General features: G+C 69.3%; 11 protein-coding genes. 7 read left to right on the top strand and 4 right to left on the bottom strand.

All coding sequences use genetic code 11. From position 1 onward, the window contains the following. The first annotated feature begins 112 nt into the window (after positions 1-112). The 6 genes from GBB76_RS06215 to GBB76_RS06190 all read left to right on the top strand — a co-directional run bounded on the left by GBB76_RS06215 (position 113) and on the right by GBB76_RS06190 (position 9,261). Positions 113-1,099, top strand: coding sequence for a Gfo/Idh/MocA family protein (locus tag GBB76_RS06215; RefSeq protein ID WP_152302496.1), 987 nt, complete (start codon positions 113-115; stop codon positions 1,097-1,099). A 10-nt stretch (positions 1,100-1,109) separates the two neighbouring features. Continuing rightward, positions 1,110-2,264, top strand: coding sequence for a DegT/DnrJ/EryC1/StrS aminotransferase family protein (locus tag GBB76_RS06210; RefSeq protein ID WP_152302495.1), 1,155 nt, complete (start codon positions 1,110-1,112; stop codon positions 2,262-2,264). A gap of 207 nt (positions 2,265-2,471) precedes the next feature. Further along, positions 2,472-3,065, top strand: coding sequence for a Uma2 family endonuclease (locus GBB76_RS06205; RefSeq protein WP_152302494.1), 594 nt, complete (start codon positions 2,472-2,474; stop codon positions 3,063-3,065). A gap of 33 nt (positions 3,066-3,098) precedes the next feature. Then, complete coding sequence (gene murJ / locus GBB76_RS06200; RefSeq protein WP_152302493.1) at positions 3,099-4,634, top strand: murein biosynthesis integral membrane protein MurJ; 1,536 nt, start codon at positions 3,099-3,101, stop codon at positions 4,632-4,634. Between the two features lie 156 nt (positions 4,635-4,790). Continuing rightward, positions 4,791-6,014, top strand: coding sequence for an efflux RND transporter periplasmic adaptor subunit (locus tag GBB76_RS06195; RefSeq protein WP_152302492.1), 1,224 nt, complete (start codon positions 4,791-4,793; stop codon positions 6,012-6,014). Between the two features lie 16 nt (positions 6,015-6,030). Then, complete coding sequence (locus tag GBB76_RS06190; RefSeq protein WP_246669055.1) at positions 6,031-9,261, top strand: efflux RND transporter permease subunit; 3,231 nt, start codon at positions 6,031-6,033, stop codon at positions 9,259-9,261. A gap of 114 nt (positions 9,262-9,375) precedes the next feature. On the opposite strand, the gene GBB76_RS06185 is transcribed toward GBB76_RS06190, so the two are convergent. After that, entirely contained in the window at positions 9,376-9,870 is a 495-nt protein-coding gene (locus GBB76_RS06185) for a hypothetical protein (protein ID WP_152302491.1), read from the bottom strand. Between the two features lie 161 nt (positions 9,871-10,031). Then, the gene (locus tag GBB76_RS06180; protein WP_152302490.1) at positions 10,032-15,551 is read right to left on the bottom strand and encodes an apolipoprotein acyltransferase; all 5,520 of its coding nucleotides are present in this window, start codon (positions 15,549-15,551) and stop codon (positions 10,032-10,034) included. Between the two features lie 393 nt (positions 15,552-15,944). On the opposite strand from GBB76_RS06180, the gene GBB76_RS06175 reads away from it, so the two are divergent. Beyond that, complete coding sequence (locus GBB76_RS06175; protein WP_152302489.1) at positions 15,945-16,265, top strand: 2Fe-2S iron-sulfur cluster-binding protein; 321 nt, start codon at positions 15,945-15,947, stop codon at positions 16,263-16,265. A gap of 34 nt (positions 16,266-16,299) precedes the next feature. On the opposite strand, the gene GBB76_RS06170 is transcribed toward GBB76_RS06175, so the two are convergent. Both GBB76_RS06170 and GBB76_RS06165 read right to left on the bottom strand, forming a co-directional pair. Then, positions 16,300-17,319: a YcjF family protein gene (locus GBB76_RS06170; RefSeq protein ID WP_152302488.1), complete on the bottom strand. Its 1,020-nt coding sequence runs from the start codon at positions 17,317-17,319 to the stop codon at positions 16,300-16,302. Between the two features lie 6 nt (positions 17,320-17,325). Next, on the bottom strand, positions 17,326-18,789 hold the full coding sequence (locus tag GBB76_RS06165; protein WP_152302487.1) for a YcjX family protein: 1,464 nt from the start codon (positions 18,787-18,789) through the stop codon (positions 17,326-17,328). Between the last annotated feature and the right edge of the window lies 1 nt (position 18,790).

Below are 18,790 nucleotides of genomic sequence, written 5' to 3'. Positions count from 1 at the left end.
GTTGAAGCAATTATTGAAGCGTCGGCCCCGGCTTTGCGAATCCCGCCGTCTCGCCACGCCCCGGGGTGCGTGATAGACCGCCGGACAACATTGTTGACTGAAGGGTGATCGAATGGTTCAGGGCCCGAGCGGGGCGAGCAAGCCCGTTCGCGTCGGCGTCGTCGGCGTCGGCATCATGGGTTACAACCATGCCCGCGTGCTGACCGACCTGCCGGGCGCGGAACTGGTCGGCATCGCCGATCCCGATCAGGGGCAGCGCGAGAAGGTCGCCGCCATGCTGGGCTGCGCGGCCTTCGCCAGCCTCGACGATCTGGTCGCCGCCGGTGCGGACGCGCTGGTGATCTCGGCGCCGACCCATCTGCACCACGACGTGGCCCTCGCGGCGATCGCCGCCGGCCGCCATGTGCTGGTGGAAAAGCCGATCGCCCCGACCGTCGCCGAGGGCGAGGCCATCGTCGCCGCCGCCCGGGCGCAGGGCGTGGCGCTGATGGTCGGCCATGTCGAGCGGTTCAACCCGGCGGTGGAGGCGGTGAAGAACGCCATTCGCGGCGAGGAAATCCTCTCCATCGGCATCACCCGCGTCGGACCGTTTCCCCCGCGCATGTCGAATGTCGGCGTTGTGATCGACCTCGCCGTGCACGACATCGACCTGATCTGCCATTTCACCGGCTCGCACATCACCGAGGTGCAGCCGCAGGTGAAGGCGGCGGTGGCCGAGCGCGAGGACATCGCGCTGCTGCAGTTCCGCACCGCCAACGGCGTGCTGGCCCATATCAACACCAACTGGCTGACGCCCTTCAAGGCGCGCACGGTGCATGTGGCCACGCGCCAGAAATACGTCATCGGCGACCTGCTGACCCGCCAGGTGACGGAGTATTTCGACTACAGGCCGGACGGCAGCTATTCGATGCGGCACCTGCCGGTCGCCTATGCCGAGCCGCTGCGGCTCGAACTCACCCGCTTCCTCGAAGCGGTGCGCGGCGAGCGCGCGCCGGCGGTGACGGGCGAGGATGGCGTCGCCGCCATCGCCACCGCCATGCGCTGCCTGTCGACCCCCGAATCGTCCGCCGACCCCGTGCAGCTGCGCGCCGCCGGCTGAGAGGAATCCGATGAATTCGCATGTGAAGACCGAACTGGCGCCGATCCCCTTCATCGACGTGGCGTCGCAGAGGGCGCGGCTCGGCGCGCGCATCGACGAGGCGGTCGCCCGGGTGCTCGACCATTGCCGCTTCGTGAACGGGCCGGAAGTCACCGAGTTCGAGCAGCAGCTCGCCGCCTTCGCCGGTGCCAAGCACGCCATCGCCTGTTCCAGCGGCACTGACGCGCTCGCGCTCATCCTCATGGCCTGGGGCGTCAAGGCGGGCGATGCCGTGTTCTGCCCGGCCTTCACCTTCTGCGCCACCGCCGAGGTGGTGCCGTGGGTCGGCGCCTCGCCGGTCTTCGTCGACGTGCTCGAAGACACCTTCAACATGGATCCGGCCAGCCTCGAAGCGGCGATCAAGGTCGCGCGCGACAAGGGCCTCAACCCGAAGGTCGTCGTCCCGGTCGACCTGTTCGGCCAGCCCGCCGACATGGACGCCATCGAGCCGATCGCCCGCGCGCACGGGCTGAAGATCCTGTGCGACACCGCGCAGGGCTTCGGCGCCACGTGGAACGGCCGGCGCACCGGCTCCTTCGGCGATGCCTCGGCCACGAGCTTCTTCCCGGCCAAGCCGCTCGGCTGCTTCGGCGACGGCGGCGCGGTGCTGACCGATGACGACGATCTGGTGCCGGTGCTGAAAAGCCTGCGCGAGCACGGCCAGGGCGTCGACAAGTACGAGAACGTGCGCATCGGCATGACCGGCCGGCTCGACACCATCCAGGCCGCCATTCTCATCGAGAAACTCACCATTTTCGAGGACGAGATCGCCGCCCGCCAGCGCGTCGCCGATCGCTACAACGCGGCGTTGGGCGACCTGTGCACGGTGCCGGCGGTGGACCCGCGCGCGACCTCGGTCTGGGCGCAGTACACGATCCGCCTGCCGCACGGCGTGCGCGACGGCCTTGCCGCGGCGCTGCAGAAGGAAGGCGTGCCGACGGCGGTCTATTACCGCATTCCGATGCACCGCCAGCCGGCCTATGCGCGGTACCCGGCCGCCGGCAACGGCCTGCCGGTCTGCGAGCGGCTCGCCGGCGAGGTGATCAGCCTGCCCATGCACGCCTATCTCGACGCGTCGGCGCAGGAACGCGTGATCGCCGCCGTGCGCCGCGCGCTGGGCGGCTGAGGCGCCGCCGCCTCTGCGGCCGGCTCCTGTCGTTTCGTCATCCCGGACGGCCGAAGGCCGGTCCGGGATCGCGCAAACATCGCAGAGCGATCCCGGCTCGTCGCAGCGCTCGGCCGGGATGACGAGGCGGGGGAGCGGCGACATGCCCGGCCATGACGGTCGCGGCCGGTTCCTGTAGGATGGGCGGGTTCTCGCAGGAGACCGCCCATGACGCCGCCCGCGCTTAAGCGCATGACGCCGGAAGAGTTCTATCGCTGGCCGGGCGAGGAGGGCGTGCGCTACGAGCTGGTCGACGGCTTCCCCGTGAAGGCGATGACCGGCGCGAGCCGGCGCCACGACCGGATTGTGGTCAATGCGCTGATCGCCTTGGGCAGCAAGCTGCGCGGTTCGCCTTGCCGCCCTTCCACCGACGACATCTCCGTCGCCACGATGAACGGCAATATCCGCCGCCCGGACGTCTCGGTCGATTGCGGCGATCTGCCCGACACCACCTTCGAGGCGACCTTGCCGCGCCTCGTGATCGAGGTTCTCTCGCCCTCGACCCGCCAGACCGACCTCGTGCGCAAGCTGGAGGAATACAAGGCGCTGTCCTCGCTCGCCTATATCCTGCTCGTCGAGCCGGATCTGCCGCGCGTGCTGCTGTGGTGGCGTGCGGCCGGCAATCTGTGGGAGCTGGCGCAGTTCGACGGGCTCGACGGCGTGATCGGTCTGCCGGAGATCGGCGTCGAGCTGGGCATGGCGGAGCTTTATGAGGACGTCGCCTTCTCCGATCCGCTGGCGGGCGGGGGCGGGCTCGGATAGCTTCCGCCACCGCTTGTTGCGGTCGGATTTGCCATGATTCGCTCCATCTTCACCGTCGGCGGCTGGACGCTGCTCTCGCGCCTGACCGGCTTCGCGCGCGATATCGTCATGGCGGCGGTGCTCGGCGCCGGGCCGCTGGCGGATGCCTTCTACATCGCCTTCCGCCTGCCCAACCATTTCCGCTCCATCTTCGCCGAGGGCGCCTTCAACACCGCCTTCATCCCCGCCTATGCCCGGGTGAAGACGGTGGAGGGCGACGCCAAGGCGCGCGGCTTCGCCGATGGCATCCTCACGGCCGTCGTGCTGGTGCAACTGGCCATCCTCGCGCTGGCGCTGCTGGCGACCGACTGGGTGGTGGCGACGCTGGCGCCGGGCCTGTCGGGCGATCCCGAGCGCTTCGGTCTCACCGTCGACTTCACCCGCATCACCTTTCCCTATCTCGGCCTGATCGCCGTGGTGACGCTGGTCGGCGGCGTGCTCAACGCCAATGACCGCTTCTGGGCGGCGGCGGCGGCCTCGATCCTGCTCAACGTCGCCATGGTGGGCACGCTCAGCGTCGCCGGCCTGTTTCCCACCGCCGGCCATGCGGCGGCGTGGGGCGTGCTGATCTCCGGTTTCCTCCAGCTCGGCCTGCTGGTGTTCGACGCCGAGCGGCACGGGCTCGGCCTGCGCTTCGGCCGGCCCCGTCTCGACCCGGAGATGCGCGCCTTCCTGCTCGCGCTGGGCCCGGCCATCATTGGCTCGGCCGGGGTGCAACTGGCCATCTTCGCCGACACCATCATCGCCTCGTTCCTGCCGCAGGGCGCGGTGGCGGCGTTGTTCTATGCCGACCGTATCAACCAGCTTCCCATCGGGGTCGTCGGCATCGCCGCCGGCATCGTGCTGCTGCCGGAGATGTCACGGCGTATTTCCGCCGGCGATATCGAGGGCGCGCGCCATGCGCAGTCCCGCGCCATAGAGCTGACGCTGCTGCTGGCGCTGCCCTTCCTCGCCGCCGCGCTGACGATCCCGGAAATCATCATGCGCGGCCTGTTCCTGCGCGGGGCCTTCACCGGCGAAGCCGCCGCCGCCGCCGGGGCGACGCTCGCCGCCTACGGCATCGGGCTGGCGCCCTTCGTGGTGATGCGCGCCTTCATGTCGCCCTTCTACGCGCGGGGCGATACCCGCACGCCGGTGATGGCGACGCTCGGCGCGGCGGTGGTCAACATCGCGCTCAAGGTGGCGCTGATGGGCAGCTTCGCCCAGGTGGGGCTCGCCTTCGCCACCTCGATCGGCGCCTGGATCACGGTGATCGTGCTCGCCATCCTCGCCCGGCGGCGCGGCTATGAGTGCGGCGACGCGCAGCTCCTGCGCAGCCTGCCGCGTCTCGGCCTGATCGGCCTGGCGCTGGCCGCCACGCTGGTCGCGGCCGCCATGGTCGCGGCGCCGTTCGCGGCGCGACTGACCTTTGGGAAGGACGAGGCGCTGCTGGCCATGTGCATCGCAGCGGGTGGGGCGGTCTATGCCGGGCTGGTGCTGGCGCTGCTTGGACCGCGCTACCTCCGGGGATTGCTGCGCGGGCGGCCCTGAGCCGCGACATTGGGAAACCTTTTATTGCTTACGCAGGTCCGCAAAACTGTGCTAGTGGCCACTTGCGCCATGCGTTCCCGAGGCGGGCCGGGTCGTGTCGCATGACTTCGGGCTGCGGACCCGAAGCCGGTTGACGCCTATCTCGGAGACGGATGAATGACCAACGCGCTTCCGCGTCTTTCCCTCGTTGCCCTGGCCCTTGCCGCCGCGCTGGCGGGCTGTTCGGACCAGAATCAGGCCCAGCAGGGCGCCCCGCCGCCGCCGAGCGTGACCGTCGCCAAGCCGACGACGCGCACCATCACCGATTACGACGAGTATGTCGGCCGCTTCGCCGCCGTCGATCTCGTCAATGTCTATGCCCGCGTCTCTGGCTATCTCGACAAGGTGGCGTTCAAGGACGGCGAGGTCGTCAAGCAGGGCGAGCTGCTGTTCAGCATCGACCAGCGCCCCTTCCAGGTGGCGCTCGATCAGGCACAGGCCAATCTGGAGCGCACGCAGGCGGAACTCGATTTCGCCCAGTCCGACCTTCAGCGCGCCCAGACGCTGATCGACGACAAGACCTCGAACGCGATTTCCAAGCAGGCCTACGACCAGCGCCTGCAGAGCGAGCGCACGGCCCGTGCCTCCGTCGCCGCCGCCAAGGCGGCGGTGCATGCCGCGCAGCTCGACATCGAGTTCACCGATCTGCGTTCCCCGGTGACCGGCCGTATCGGCGACCGCAAGGTTTCCGTCGGCAACCTCGTCACCGGCGGCGCGGGCGGCGCCAACACCAACACGCTGCTGGCCACCATCGTCTCGCTGGACCCGATCTATTTCGAGTTCACCTATGACGAGGCCTCCTATCTGCGCTACCAGCGCATGGTGAAGGATATGGGCGACAAGGCCCAGTCGATCCCGGTGCGGCTCCAGCTCATCGACGAAAAGGGCTTCACCCATGAGGGAATGCTCGACTTCGTCGACAACATCATCAGCCAGGACACCGGCACGATCCGCGGCCGCGCGACCTTCCCCAATCCGGATGCGACCTTCACGCCCGGCATGTTCGGCCGCATCGAGGTGCCGTCATCGGCGCCGCATCAGGCAGTTCTGGTGCCCGACGTCGCCATCGGCACCGAGCAGACCCGCAAGTTCGTCTATGTGATGGCGCCCGGCGACCAGCCGCAGGTGCCGACGATGAAGTATGTGACGCTCGGGCGCGTCTATGACGGCCAGCGGGTCATCACCAGCGGCCTCGGCACGGACGATCTCGTCGTGGTCAACGGGCTGATCCGCATCCGTCCGGGCGCGAAGGTGGTGGGCAAGGCCGAGGCGCCGGCCGCCCCGGCCGCCAGCCCTGCGGGCGCGTCGACGGGCACTCCCGCCAAGACGCCGGCCAATTGAGCCCGGAGCCGGCTACATGAAATTCTCACACTTCTTCATCGATCGTCCGATCTTCGCCTCGGTGGTCTCCATCGTGGTGATGATCCTGGGCACGGTCGCCTTCGTCTCGCTGCCGATCGCGCAATATCCCGACATCGCGCCGCCGGTGGTGAACGTGACCGGCCAGTATCCCGGCGCCAGCGCCGAGACGGTCGCCGACACCGTGGTCGCGCCCATCGAGCAGCAGATCAACGGCGTCGAGGGGATGCTCTACATCTCCTCCAACTCGACGGCGGACGGGCGCTTCTCCATCGCCGTCACCTTCGACATCGGCACCGATCTCGATATCGCGCAGGTGCAGGTGCAGAACCGCGTCGCCACGGCGACGCCGCGCCTGCCGCAGGACGTGCAGCAGATCGGCGTGACGGTGAACAAGGCCTCGCCGGACATGCTGATGGTGGTGAGCCTGTTCTCGCCCGACGATTCCCGCGACTCGCTGTTCATTTCCAACTACGCCAACCTGCAGATCAAGGATCAGCTCCAGCGCGTGCCGGGCGTCGGCTCGATCACCGTGTTCGGCTCGCGCGACTACGCCATGCAGGTCTGGCTCGACCCGATGAAGCTGCAGGCGCTGAACCTGACCGCCGGCGACGTCACCGCCGCGCTTCAGGCGCAGAACCTCCAGGTCGCCTCGGGCGTGCTGAACGCGCCCCCGGTGCCCAACCAGCTCGCCTTCCAGGTGGCCGTGCGCACGCTGGGGCGCCTGTCGACGCCGGAGGAGTTCGGCAACATCGTCGTGCGCGAGAGCGGCACCGCCGTGGTGCGCCTGCGCGACGTCGCGCGCATCGACATCGAGGCGCAGGACAATTCCTCAATCTCCTATTTCGACTCCAAGCCCTCCGTGGCACTCGGCATCTTCCAGCTTCCGGGATCGAACGCGCTCGCAACGGGCGAGGCGATCGAGGTCGCGATCAAGGAAATTGCCAAGAGCTTCCCGCCGGGAGTGACCTATTCGACCGCCTACAACCCGACCCAGTTCATCGCCGAATCCGTCCGCGCGGTGGAGGACACGATCCTTGAAGCGATCGTGCTGGTCGTCATCGTGGTGGTGCTGTTCCTGCAGACCTGGCGGGCGGCGATCATCCCGATCCTCGCCATCCCGGTCTCGCTGATCGGCACCTTCTTCATCATGAGCCTGTTCGGCTTCTCGCTGAACAACCTGTCGCTGTTCGGGCTGGTGCTGGCCATCGGCATCGTGGTCGACGACGCCATCGTCGTGGTGGAGAGCGTGGAGCACAACATCTCCACCGGACTCTCGCCGCGCGAGGCCGCCTACAAGACCATGGACGAGGTAGGCGGCGCGCTGGTCGCCATCTCGCTCGTGCTGGCCTCGGTGTTCATCCCCTCGGCCTTCATCACCGGCATCTCCGGCGAGTTCTACCGCCAGTTCGCGCTGACCATCGCCGGCTCGACGCTGATCTCGCTGCTGGTCTCGCTGACGCTCTCGCCCGCCATGTGCGCGCTGCTGCTCAAGCCGCACAAGGGGCCGGACCATAAGCCGGCCTGGTATGCGCGCCCGTTCACCGGCTTCTTCTACTATTTCAACAAGGGATTCGACGGCATTTCGCGCGGCTATGGCTGGCTCACCGGCAAGCTGGTGCGCATCGCCTTCGTCGTGCTGCTGGTCTACGTCGCCATCCTCGCCGGCGGCTTCAAGGTGTTCCAGTCGACGCCGCAGGGCTTCATCCCGGCGCAGGATCGCGGCTATCTCATCGTCGCCGCGCAGCTTCCGGGCGGCGCCGCCCTGTCGCGCACCAATGCGGTGATGACGCAGGCGGCCAAGGACGTGCTGGCGACGCCGGGCGTGGCCCATGTGGTGAACATCGTCGGCTTCTCCGGCGCGACCTTCACCAATGCGCCGAATGCGGGCGCCATGTTCGTCATCCTCGGCCCGGCGCAGGAGCGCGCCGAGCACCCCGAGCAGTCGGCCGCCGCCATTCAGGGCATCCTGTTCGGCAAGCTGGCCTCCGTCGAGGAAGCGCAGATGATCGTCGTCATGCCGCCGCCCGTCTCGGGCATCGGCAATGCCGGCGGCTACCGCATGATGATCGAGGATCGCGGCGGGCGCGGCTATGGCGCGCTGCAGGGCGCGGTCTACGCGATGATGGGCAAGGCCAACCAGACCCCGGGGCTCAAGCAGGTCTATTCGCTGTTCGAGACCTCGACGCCGCAGCTCTTCCTCGACATCGACCGCACCAAGGCGCAGCTGCTCGGCGTCAACATTGCCGACGTGTTCTCGACCCTGCAGACCTATATCGGCTCGTCCTACGTCAACGACTTCAACCTGTTCGGCCGCACCTACCGCGTGCAGGCGCAGGCCGACGCGCCCTACCGCCTGACGCAGGAGGACCTGCTGCGCCTCAGGGTGAAGAACGCCGAGGGCCAGCTGGTGCCGCTCGGCTCCTTCACCACCGTTCAGGACATTTCCGGCCCCTACCGCGTGCCGCGCTACAATCTGTATCCGGCCGCCGAGCTGGACGGCGACACCATGCCGGGTACCTCGCAGGGCGAGGCGATCCAGAAGATGCAGCAGATCGCCGCCGAGACGCTGCCGGACGGCTTCGCCTATGAGTGGACGGCGCTGGCCTACCAGCAGGTGAGGGCGGGCAACACCGCCATCTTCGCCTTCGCGCTGGGCGTGGTGTTCGTGTTCCTCGTGCTGGCGGCGCAGTATGAGAGCCTGACCCTGCCGCTGGCGGTCATCCTCATCGTGCCGATGTGCCTCATCGCCGCTGTGGTGGGCATCCAGATACGGGGGCAGGACAACAACATCCTGAGTCAGGTCGGCTTCATCGTCCTGATCGGCCTCGCGGCCAAGAACGCGATCCTGATCGTCGAGTTCGCCAAGCAGCTCGAGGACCGGGGCGAGAACCGCTTCGCCGCCGCGACGCAGGCCGCGCAGCTGCGCCTTCGCCCGATCATCATGACCTCGCTCGCCTTCATCTTCGGTGTGGTGCCGCTGGTGATCGCGCGCGGCGCCGGCGCCGAGCTGCGCCAGGCGCTCGGCACGGCAGTGTTCTCGGGCATGATCGGCGTGACGGTGTTCGGCCTGCTGTTCACCCCGACCTTCTACGTGATCAGCCGCTGGCTCGCCGGCCTCGGCACGCGCCGCAAGGCCGGAGGGCAAGGGACGCCGACCACGACACCGACCACGACACCGACCACGACACCGACCACGACACCGACGCCGACCTCCGCGCCGCACTGAGGCGTTCCGGCGGCCGGCTACCGGCCGATCCGGACCGGCGGGACATGACCGCCCGAAAGAAAAACCCCGCAGCTCCCCGAGCGGCGGGGTTTTTCTTTTGGCGAGGACGTCAGATCAGGCTGGATCGGGGCAGGCGTTGAATATCTCTGCGAGCGCCTTTCCGGACCCTTTAAGCTTGAAGACCTTGTCCACGGTCACGCCCCTGTAGGACAGGCGAAAGGCCGCCTCCTTGGCGTCCCGCATCTGGCGGGCCATGGGTGCCGAATCTTCGATCTGAACGATCCGGTCGTTCAGCGCCATGCCGCTCGTCTCGATGATGTCGTTCTTGTCCGCCCGGAACTTGATCTCGAACTCCATGCCTTCGTCGAACCGTCCCGAACCGAACCCGAGCTCGCCGACGACCACTGAGACGCCGTTCGGGAAGCAACGGACCGCGAGGACATTTCCGGCCTGTACGGTCGAGGCGATAATCTTGCTCTTCCCCTCAAAGCGATCCGTGTCGATTGAGACCTCCCAGGATCCGAAACGCTTCTTCGTCTCCTGGGCAAGGCTTCCAGCGCTGGATGCGACGACGAGCGCGGCCGACAGCACGATCAAGACAGGACGCATGTTCAACTCCAGTTTGTGCCGGAGGTAAATATTACTGACGGATTGAACAATTGCCATGCCCGACGTGCCCGAGCGCATCGGCAATAAGGCCGGCCGCCAAGACAGAAAAGCCCCCGCGGGGGCGGGGGCTTTTCATCTCGAACGGGGGGGCGGCCCGCCGGTCAGTCGAAGCGGCCGGCGGCGTGGGCCAGCAGGGTGTAGACCTTGCCGGTGTCGGAGGTCAGATAGGTCTTGGTCAGCGCCTGGCCGCGCTCGTCGCGCGAGACCTGCTCCAGCAGGCGCTCGAACTCGCCGATATAGCGGTCGACCGTGTCGCGGAACTCGAGGTCGCGCCGGTACTTGCGGCGGATTTCCTCGAAAGTCTGCTGGCCCTGCATGGTGTAGAGGCGGCGGGTGAAGACGTTCCGCTCGCCCTTCTTGTAGCGTTCCCACAGGTCGACGGCCGCCTCGTGGTCGATCATGCGAGCGATGTCGACCGAGAGCGAGTCGAGCGACTCGATGGTGTGATGGACCGGGCGCTCGGGCTGGCCCTGGCGGCTGTCATAGCCGCCGACCGGACCGCGCGAGCCGCCGGACGGACCACCGCGCGGCGAACCGCCGAGGGCCGGGCCGTCGCCGTCGGAGGCGCGGGCCAGCAGCTCGGAGAGCCAGCCGCCCTTGTCGGCGCCGCCGGGATTGATGTTGCCGGGATTGATCCCGCCGCCGAGATTGCCGCCCCCCAGATTGCTGCCGCGCTCGGGAGCGAGCGCCGGGCGGCGCGCCGGCACATTGCCGCCGCCGAGGCCGGTGGGACGGGCCGGTTCGAAATAGGAGCCCTGCGCGGGCCGGCTCGGCTCGTTGCGCGGGGCGACCGGCTGGCTGCGCTGGACCGGCGCCGGCGCGATCGGGGCGATCGAGGCCGCCGGCATGGCGGGGGCGGGCGCCGACGGGGCCGGGGCGCGCGGCCGCGAGCCGGTGTCGACGTCGAGCGTGCGGCCGTGACGCGAGACGATCTCGTTGAGCTCGGCCAGCGCCTTGATCTGCTCGGCCACGGTGCGGCGCATGGCGGAGGCGTTCGCCTCGGTCTCCTCGGGCAGTTCCATGATGCCGCGCTTGAGTTCCTCGCGGGTCGTCTCCAGCAGGCGCTGGATGTCGAGCACGGAGGCGCGCAGCGCCTGGGCGGCGCCGGTGAAGCCCTGATTGGCCTGATGCATCAGCGTGTCGACCTCGCGCACCGCCTGCTCGTAGGTCTGGTGCAGGGAGGCGAGGGTGCGCTGGCGCTCGGCCTCGGTGGTCGAGCGGATCTCTTCCTGCTGGCGCACCACCTGCTCGGTGGAAGCGGTCGCGGTGTTGATGATCGAGCGCGAGATTTCCGTGACGCGCTGCTCGGCGCGGCCGAAGGTGCCCTCCAGCGTGCTGGTGTACTGGGCGAGGCGCGAATCGAGCTCGGCGGTGCGGTCGTTGACCTGCGTGGCGAGCGAGATGAGCGCCTCGTGGCGCCCGCCCAGCGTGCCGTCGAGGTTCTCGTGCGCCGCGCCAAGGGCGGTGGCGACGCTGGTGATGATGCCGGCCTGCTCGCTGAAGCTCTCGCTGAGCCGGGCCACGTCCTGCAGCACGTCGGTCGAGACCGAGCGCAGGTCGCGGATCTGCTCGTCGAGGCGGGTCGAGGCAAGGCGGCTCGCCTCGTCGACATTGGTGACGGTCGAGCGGAAGGCGCCGAGGCGCTCGGTGATGGTCTTCTCGATCTCGGCGAGGTTGGTGACCGAGCTGGCGAGCACGTCCTGAAGCTGGACGTTGACCTCGCCGAGCCGCTCCAGCAGGCCGGACACGTCGCCCTGCAGCGCCTCGTTGGTGGCGGCGATCTCCGACACCGCCGCGCGGCCGCTCTCGGCGATCGCCGAGATGAGCCCGCTGCCGCGGCCTTCCAGCGAGTTCGAGAACTCGTCGGCGAGGCGCGCGAACTCGGTCGAGGCAAGCTCGGTGGCCCGGCGGGCGCTGTCGACGAACTGGGCGCCGCGGCCGTCGAACTCGGTGAGCAGGGAGTTGCCGGCCTGCGCGATCTCCTGCGTGACCTGTCCGCCGATCTGCTGCAGCGAGGACGAGACCTCGCCGGTGATCTGCTGCAGGGAGTTGTTCACGTCGCCGCTGACCGCCTGGATCGAGGAGGTCAGCTCGCCGCCGATGTTCTGCAGCGAGGAGGTGACTTCGCCGCTGATCTGCTGGAGCGAGGCGACGACCTCGCCGCTCAGCTGCATGAGCTGGTCGGCGCGGCTGCTGGTGGTGGTCTCGAAGGCCGAGACGATGGCGTCCGAGCGCACTTCCAGCGTGTTCAGCAGTTCGTCGCTGGCGCGCATGATGTCGGTGATGGCGCCGTTGCGGGTGTTGTCCAGCGCCTGCACCAGACCTTCGCGGTGGTCGTCGATGGCGGTGAGCAGCTCGGTGCTGGCGCGGGCGATCTCGCTGGTGATGCCGATGCTGCGGTCTTCCAGCGCCGCGAGCAGGCCGTTGCCGCGCTCCTCGACGATGCGGGCGATCTCGTCCGTGCGGCTGTCGAACAGCGAGGTGACCTCGCCAGCGCGGTCGACCAGCGTGCGGCTGACATTGTCGACCAGCGTGGTGAGGCTGTTCTCGATCTCGGTCGCCTCGTTGCGAAGCTGGCCGGCGACGGCACCGATGCGCTGGCCGAGCAGGTCGGCCATGGCGGCGCCGCGCACCTCGACGGAGGTGGCCACATTGTCGATGCGGCCGATGATGGTCTCCTCGAAATTGCCGACGCGGTCGTCGAGCGTCGAGGCGATTTCCTGGGCGCGGGCGGCCAGTGTGCGGTCGGCCTGCTCGATGTGCTGCGAGAGCTGCTCGGTGATGGCGCCGGCGCGGTCGTCGAAGAAGCCGTTCAGCATCTCCAGCGAATGGCTCATCGCCTCGTTGGCCTGGCGCGCGCCTTCCGAGAGGGTCTGGGCGAATTCGACGGTGCGGCTGCCCAGCGTCTCGTTGAGGCCGTCGACGCCACGGTCGAGCACGCCCTCGATGTTGGCGATGCGCATGTCGAGCGAGGCCGCGACCTGCTCGGCCTTGGCCGAGACCTGATCGTCGAAGCCGGAGAGGTTGGTGTCGATGGCGCGGGTGACGGCCTCGACGCGGTCGGCGATGCGCTGGACCAGCTCGACGCCCTGGGTCTGCAGCACGCCGTCGAAATCGGCGAGCCCGTCGACGATCTGGCGGCCGAGCGCGGCGCTGTCGCCGGAGATGCGCTCGGCGATCTCGGAGCCGCGCACGCCCACCACGTCCTCGAAGGCGCGCAGCTGGTGCTCAAGCTGCTCGCGCACATGGTCGCCACGGATCGAGAGGTCGGAGGAGAGGATGTCGGCGGCCTCGCGGAACTGCTCGGTGACGCGGGCGCCATTGATGGCGAGGTTCTGCGCCGCCTCGGCGCCGACCTGCGCCAGTTGCTCGGTCAGCACCTGGCTGCGGTAGTCGATGTCCTGCGAGACGCGGCCGGCGGCCTCGGCGAGGGTGTCGTGAATGCCGGTGCCGGCCTGCGAGAGCTGGTGGACGACGCGCTGGCCGGTCTCGCCCAGCAGGCGCTCGAGCTCGGCGCCGCGCACGGCGACGGCGTCGTAGATGCGGTTGCCGGTGTCGGCGATGCGGTCGGCGAGGTCGTCGCCGCGCACGGTGATGGTGTCGGCGACGCGGTTGCCGGTCTCCTCCAGCTTGCGCACGACGTCGCCGCCGCGCACCGAGAGGTCGAGCACGAGGGCGTCGCCGGTGCTCTTGAGGGTCTGGTTGACCTCGCTGGCGCGGATGGCGATCTCGTCGGCGAGGCGCGTGCCGGTGTTGACCAGCGCGTCGGTGATCTCGTCCGAGCGCGCCGACAGCGTGGCGGTGAGGTTGTGGGTGGTGGCGGCGAGCTTGTCGCCCATCTCCTCGGTGCGCAGGTTCACCACGTGCGACAGCTCGGCGGCGGTGCGCAGCAGCCGGTCGCCGATCTCGTCGGTACGGGTGGCCAGCGTGTCGGTGAGGTTCTCGGTGACGCCGGAGAGCTGGCGGCTGATTTCGTCGGTGCGGGTGGCCAGCGTGTCGGTGAGGCGCTCGGCGACCCCCGACAGGCGGTGGCTGATCTCGTCGGTGCGCGTCGCCAGCGTGTCGGTGAGGTTCGAGGTGACCCCGGACAGGCGGTGGCTGATCTCGTCGGTGCGCGTCGCCAGCGTCTCGGACAGGTCCGAGGTGACGCCGGACAGGCGCTGGCTGATGTCGTCGGCCTGCACGGAGAGCGTCGAGATGAGGTGCTCGCTGGCGTCGGACAGGTTGGTGTTGACTTCCGAGCCGGTGGCCTGGAGGCGGTCGATGAGGTCGCCGCCCTTCTCGGACAGCGCCTCGATGATGGTGTCGCCGACGCGGCCAAGGGCGAGCGTGATGTGCTCGCCCTTGTCGGAGAGGGTGGTCGCCACGCGGTCGGCGGCGATCATCACCGTCTCGTTTATGCGTTCGCTGACGCTGCCCACTTCCTGCGCGAAGGCATAGTGGGAGGTGGCGATGGATTCCCGGATGTGCTCGGTCTGCGCGAGAATGGCGTCGCGCTCGCCCTGCAGGCGCTCGACCAGCTGGTGCATGCGGCGGCTGTTGTCGTCATAGGCCTCGGCGAGCGCGGCGACTTCGCTGCGCACGAAGGCTTCCGCCTCGCTGGCGCGGCTGGCGGCCTGCTCGAGGCCGGCGAGCTGCTCAAGCCCGGCTCCGGCCATCACGCTCGGCGCGGCGGCCGGCGCCACCGGGGCGGGCTGGGCGACCGGGGCGGGCGCGGGGACGGGCTGCGGCTCGGCGAGACGGATGGCGACCTGCGCCATCGAATGGGCGACGATGCGCATCTCCTGCATGCGGCGCACCATGGCGGCCAGCACGAAGAAGAACACCGGCGGGACGACGAGGGCGGCGACGCTGCTGAGGAAGCCCGGCGTGGCGATCAGCGTCTCCAGCGCCGGGAAGGGGCGGCCATACTGCGCATAGAGCAGGGCGCCGCCGGCACCGATCCAGGCGACCGAGGCGAAGGCGGCGAGGAAATAGGGGGCCGGCGAGGGGCGGCGCTGCAGTGCGGAAAGCAGCTGGCCGATGCTCTGGCGGTCGTCATTGGCCGCGCGGCGGCCCTGCGAGGCCGACTGGCGCGGCTCGCCGCGCGGGCCTTCGGTGGCGGCGTCGAAGCGCGAAGCGTCGGTGCGGGTCTCGCCACGCGGAAGGGCGGCGGCGACGCCACCGGCGATCGCGCTGCCCGCCATGGCGGCGGCGAGGGGGTCCACGCTCGGGGCCGGCTTGCTGCCGGAGGCCTCATTGGGAGAGGCGAAGTCGAAATTCGGTTCGTCGCTGCGCTCGGAGGCCTCGAGCGAGGGGGAGTCGAGCGTGGCGTCCTGAAGTTCGAAGGCGGCGCGGCCCAGCGTGTCGGCGGGATCGGCATCGTTACCGAACAGGTCGAGGTCGCTGAGATACAGGGAGGCGTCGACGCTGCCCTCGTCGTCGTCTTCCGTTCCCGAGCGGTTTTCGATGCGGGGGCCGTCCGGCTCGCGGGCCGGCGGCAGCTCGAATTCGTCATGGTCCCCGGTCTCCGGGGCGGCGTACCCGTCATCGCTCGTCAGGTCGAGACTCAGGGCCTCCTCGATGGCCGACAATGCGGCCTCCGCGGGATCCTGGTGAACCTTCTTCGTATTCGTCGACATGGGCAGACGCCTCCGGTCCGTACGCTACTCCGACCGGCTTTCGCCGTCGGGCCGGGGTTTCGCGAGATGTGGCCTCCCCGTCCGCCCGGATAAGTCGGGCACTTGACGAGAGGAAAGCCAGTCCCCCGCACCGTTATCCTACGCTCTTGATGTATAAAAATGGAACTGGGGTTAATGCAGCGATTTGAGTTATCGTTAACGGCCTGTTCATCATGTCCGGAAACGTTTGATTCACACACATTGCGGCACTGCACGCAAGCAGGTCCGGGTCGGCGAATCGCCTCACGCTTCCGTGCCCGCACGGCCATGGCGGAGGTGCTGGCATTCCATGCCGGCCGAGGCTATCTAGAGCGGCCTCCTTATAGCCCTTCAAGAACATCGAAGCCTTTCCCCATGCCCAAGATCACCTACATCGACGCCGCCGGCACCGAACGCGTGGTCGACGCGCCGGTCGGCTCCACCGTCATGGAAGCCGCGATCCGCAACGGCGTGCCGGGCATCGACGCCGAGTGCGGCGGTGCCTGCGCCTGTGCCACCTGTCACGTCTATGTGGACGAAGCATGGCAGGCGGCGACCGGCGAGCCGGGTCCGATGGAAGAGGACATGCTCGATTTCGCTTCCGACGTGCAGCCCAACTCGCGCCTGTCCTGCCAGATCAAGGTGACGGACGCGCTGGACGGGCTGATCGTGCGCACGCCCGAGCATCAGGGCTGACACGTCATAGCTGACGTGTCGGGGCCGGCGCGCTTCAGGGCTGCGTCTCCTCGTTCCGGCTGACCAGTCCCGACGCCACGTCGGTGAGTGCCGGCGCGGGCAGGGCGGCGAACGGCATCGGCCGCGTCACGTCGATGGCGGCGAGCCCGAGCCGGGCCGTCAGCAGCCCGTTGACCACGCCTTCGCCGAGCCGGGCCGAGAGCTTGGCGGCGATGCCGTGCCCCACCACCTGCTGGATCAGCGAATCCCCCGCCGCCATGCCGCCGGTGACGGCGAGATGGGCGACCACCTGCCGGAACAGCCGCACCATGCCGAGCGCGCCCGGCCGCCCGCCATACAAATAGGCGAGCTGGCGCACGAGGCCGATGGCGGTCAGCAGTACGAAAATCAGGTCCACCGCCGCGCGCGGCGAAACCGCCGTGACGACAGAGACGCGCCGGGCGGCGTTCGACACCAGCCGCGTGGCCTCGGCGTCCAGTGGCCCCATGAGCTGGCGCTCGGTGAGGCGGACGAGGTCGGCGCCGTCGATGATGGCGCCGAGGTGGCTCTTCAGCTCGGTGCGGGCGCGGAACAGGCGCGGCGAAGACTCGGCGATAGCGAGAAGCTCCCCCGTCACCTTTTCGGCGAGCCGGCGGTCGTCCTTCTCCAGCGCGCTCGCGGCCTCGGTGCGCAGATGGTTGAGCGTGCGCAGCCGCATCAGCCCGAACACCTCGCGCGCCAGTATGGCAAGGCTCGCCAAAGCGAGCGCGGCGGCAAAGCCCAGCCCGGCATAGCCGAGCCAGTCGGCCCGCGCGAACAGGTCCTCGATCAGCTTGGAGACGGCGAGCCCGGTGCCGAGGCTGACCAGCCCGCCGAGCCCGGTCCAGAACAGCGTGCCCCAGCGCGAGGTCTTCGGCGGGGCGGGCGGCAGGGCGGGGGCCTCGTCCGCCACCTCGACGGGGGCGGGCGTGACCACCACCGCGCCGCGCCGCACGGGGCCGCCATCGCCGGCGAGCACGACGTCGGGGTCGTCGAGACGGAAGGCCTGCGGACGGCGCGGGGTGCGTTCGTTCATCGGTTGCTATTTCAGCCGGTCGCCGAGGAGGAATTCCAGCGCGCGATCCAGACGTATATGGGGCATCGGCAGAGCGAGGCCATCGGCGTTGCGCTCGACCTCGGGCGGGCGGAAGCGCAGGAAGCGGAAATCCCCGCCCGCCGCGTCGGAAAGTCCGCTGAAGCCGTGGGCGGGGTCGAACAGCGCGGCCGGGTTCTCGGGCAGGTCGCCGGGAAAGACGGCGGCCTCGGCCAGCCCGTCGAAATCGTCGGCGCCGTGCTGGCCGGCCTCGGGCACGCCGACAATGGCGGGCAGATGGACGCGCCCGCGCTTCACCATCGCCTCGCGCGTCGCCCGCACAGCGGAAAGCGCCACCACGTCGATCTCCGCGCCGGCGTCGTGTGCCCGCGCCAGCGCCCGCTCGACGAGGCGGCGCAGGATCGCCTCCAGCGGGTCGTGGCTGGTGTGGTGCAGATGGTCGGCCTTGGTGGCGGCGAACAGCACGCGGCCGATGCGGTGGCGGAACAGGGCGGAAAGCCAGGAGTTCCGCCCGGTGCGGAAGGCGGCGAGGATGCCGTCCAGCGCCGCTTCGAGATCCGCCAGCGCCGCCGGGCCGGCATTGAGCGCCGAGAGTACGTCGATCAGCACGATCTGGCGGTCGAGCCGGGCGAAATGGTCGCGGAAGAAGGGGCGGACGATGCGCTCCTTATACGCCTCGAAGCGCCGCTGCATCATGGCGTGCAGCGAGCCGGCCGGGGCCTCGGCGCCTTCGGAGAGGTCGAGCGGGGCGAAGGTGAGGGCGGGCGAGCCTTCCAGGTCCCCCGGCATCAGGAACCGGCCGGGCGGCAGCAGGCTCATCGAGACGGTCTCGGCGCGGCAGGCGGCGAGATAGTCGGTGAACAGGCCCGCCAGCCGGCGCGCCTCGGCCTCGTCCGCCGGGGCGTCGGCATCGACGCTCTCCAGCGCGGCGAGGAAGGGGCCGGCCAGCACCCGCCGCGCCGGGGCGCGGGCGAGCAGCAGGCTGCGGGCCGAGAATTCCGCGAAATTCTGGTCGAGCAGCGGCAGGTCGAGCAGCCACTCGCCGGGATAGTCCACGATGTCGAGGGTGAGGGTGCGCCGGCCGCCGCGCGCGGGAGCGTAGTCGATGGCGAGCCGCAGCTCGCTGATGCGCCGCGTCGATTCAGGCCAGCGGCGGTCGTCGACCAGCGTCGCCAGATGCCCCTCATAGTCGAAGCGGGGCACGCCGTCGTCGGGCTGCGGCTCCAGCCGCGCGCCGGCGATGCGACCCTCATGCATGGCGCGGAAGACCGGCAGCCGCCCGCCGCGCGTGAGCGCGTGCACAAGCGCGGTCGTGAAAACGGTCTTGCCGGCCCGCGAGAGCCCGGTGATGCCGAGCCGCAGGGTCGGGCTGGCGAAGTCCTCGGCGCGGTCGATCACCGTGCGCGCCGTGAGGAGCGCCTCGTCGAGCAGCCAGTCGAGCCGTGAGGCCACG

Origin of the sequence: Ancylobacter sp. TS-1 (assembly GCF_009223885.1) — a bacterium.
Lineage (GTDB): Bacteria > Pseudomonadota > Alphaproteobacteria > Rhizobiales > Xanthobacteraceae > Ancylobacter.
This window is presented reverse-complemented; position numbering and strand designations above follow the sequence as displayed.

Excerpts from the sequence above, each read along its gene's own strand:
- GBB76_RS06215 (WP_152302496.1), top strand. The coding sequence starts at position 113 with ATGGTTCAGGGCCCGAGCGGGGCGAGCAAGCCCGTTCGCGTCGGCGTC.
- GBB76_RS06210 (WP_152302495.1), top strand. The coding sequence starts at position 1,110 with ATGAATTCGCATGTGAAGACCGAACTGGCGCCGATCCCCTTCATCGAC.
- GBB76_RS06205 (WP_152302494.1), top strand. The coding sequence starts at position 2,472 with ATGACGCCGCCCGCGCTTAAGCGCATGACGCCGGAAGAGTTCTATCGC.
- murJ (WP_152302493.1), top strand. The coding sequence starts at position 3,099 with ATGATTCGCTCCATCTTCACCGTCGGCGGCTGGACGCTGCTCTCGCGC.
- GBB76_RS06195 (WP_152302492.1), top strand. The coding sequence starts at position 4,791 with ATGACCAACGCGCTTCCGCGTCTTTCCCTCGTTGCCCTGGCCCTTGCC.
- GBB76_RS06190 (WP_246669055.1), top strand. The coding sequence starts at position 6,031 with ATGAAATTCTCACACTTCTTCATCGATCGTCCGATCTTCGCCTCGGTG.
- GBB76_RS06185 (WP_152302491.1), bottom strand. The coding sequence starts at position 9,870 with ATGCGTCCTGTCTTGATCGTGCTGTCGGCCGCGCTCGTCGTCGCATCC.
- GBB76_RS06180 (WP_152302490.1), bottom strand. The coding sequence starts at position 15,551 with ATGTCGACGAATACGAAGAAGGTTCACCAGGATCCCGCGGAGGCCGCA.
- GBB76_RS06175 (WP_152302489.1), top strand. The coding sequence starts at position 15,945 with ATGCCCAAGATCACCTACATCGACGCCGCCGGCACCGAACGCGTGGTC.
- GBB76_RS06170 (WP_152302488.1), bottom strand. The coding sequence starts at position 17,319 with ATGAACGAACGCACCCCGCGCCGTCCGCAGGCCTTCCGTCTCGACGAC.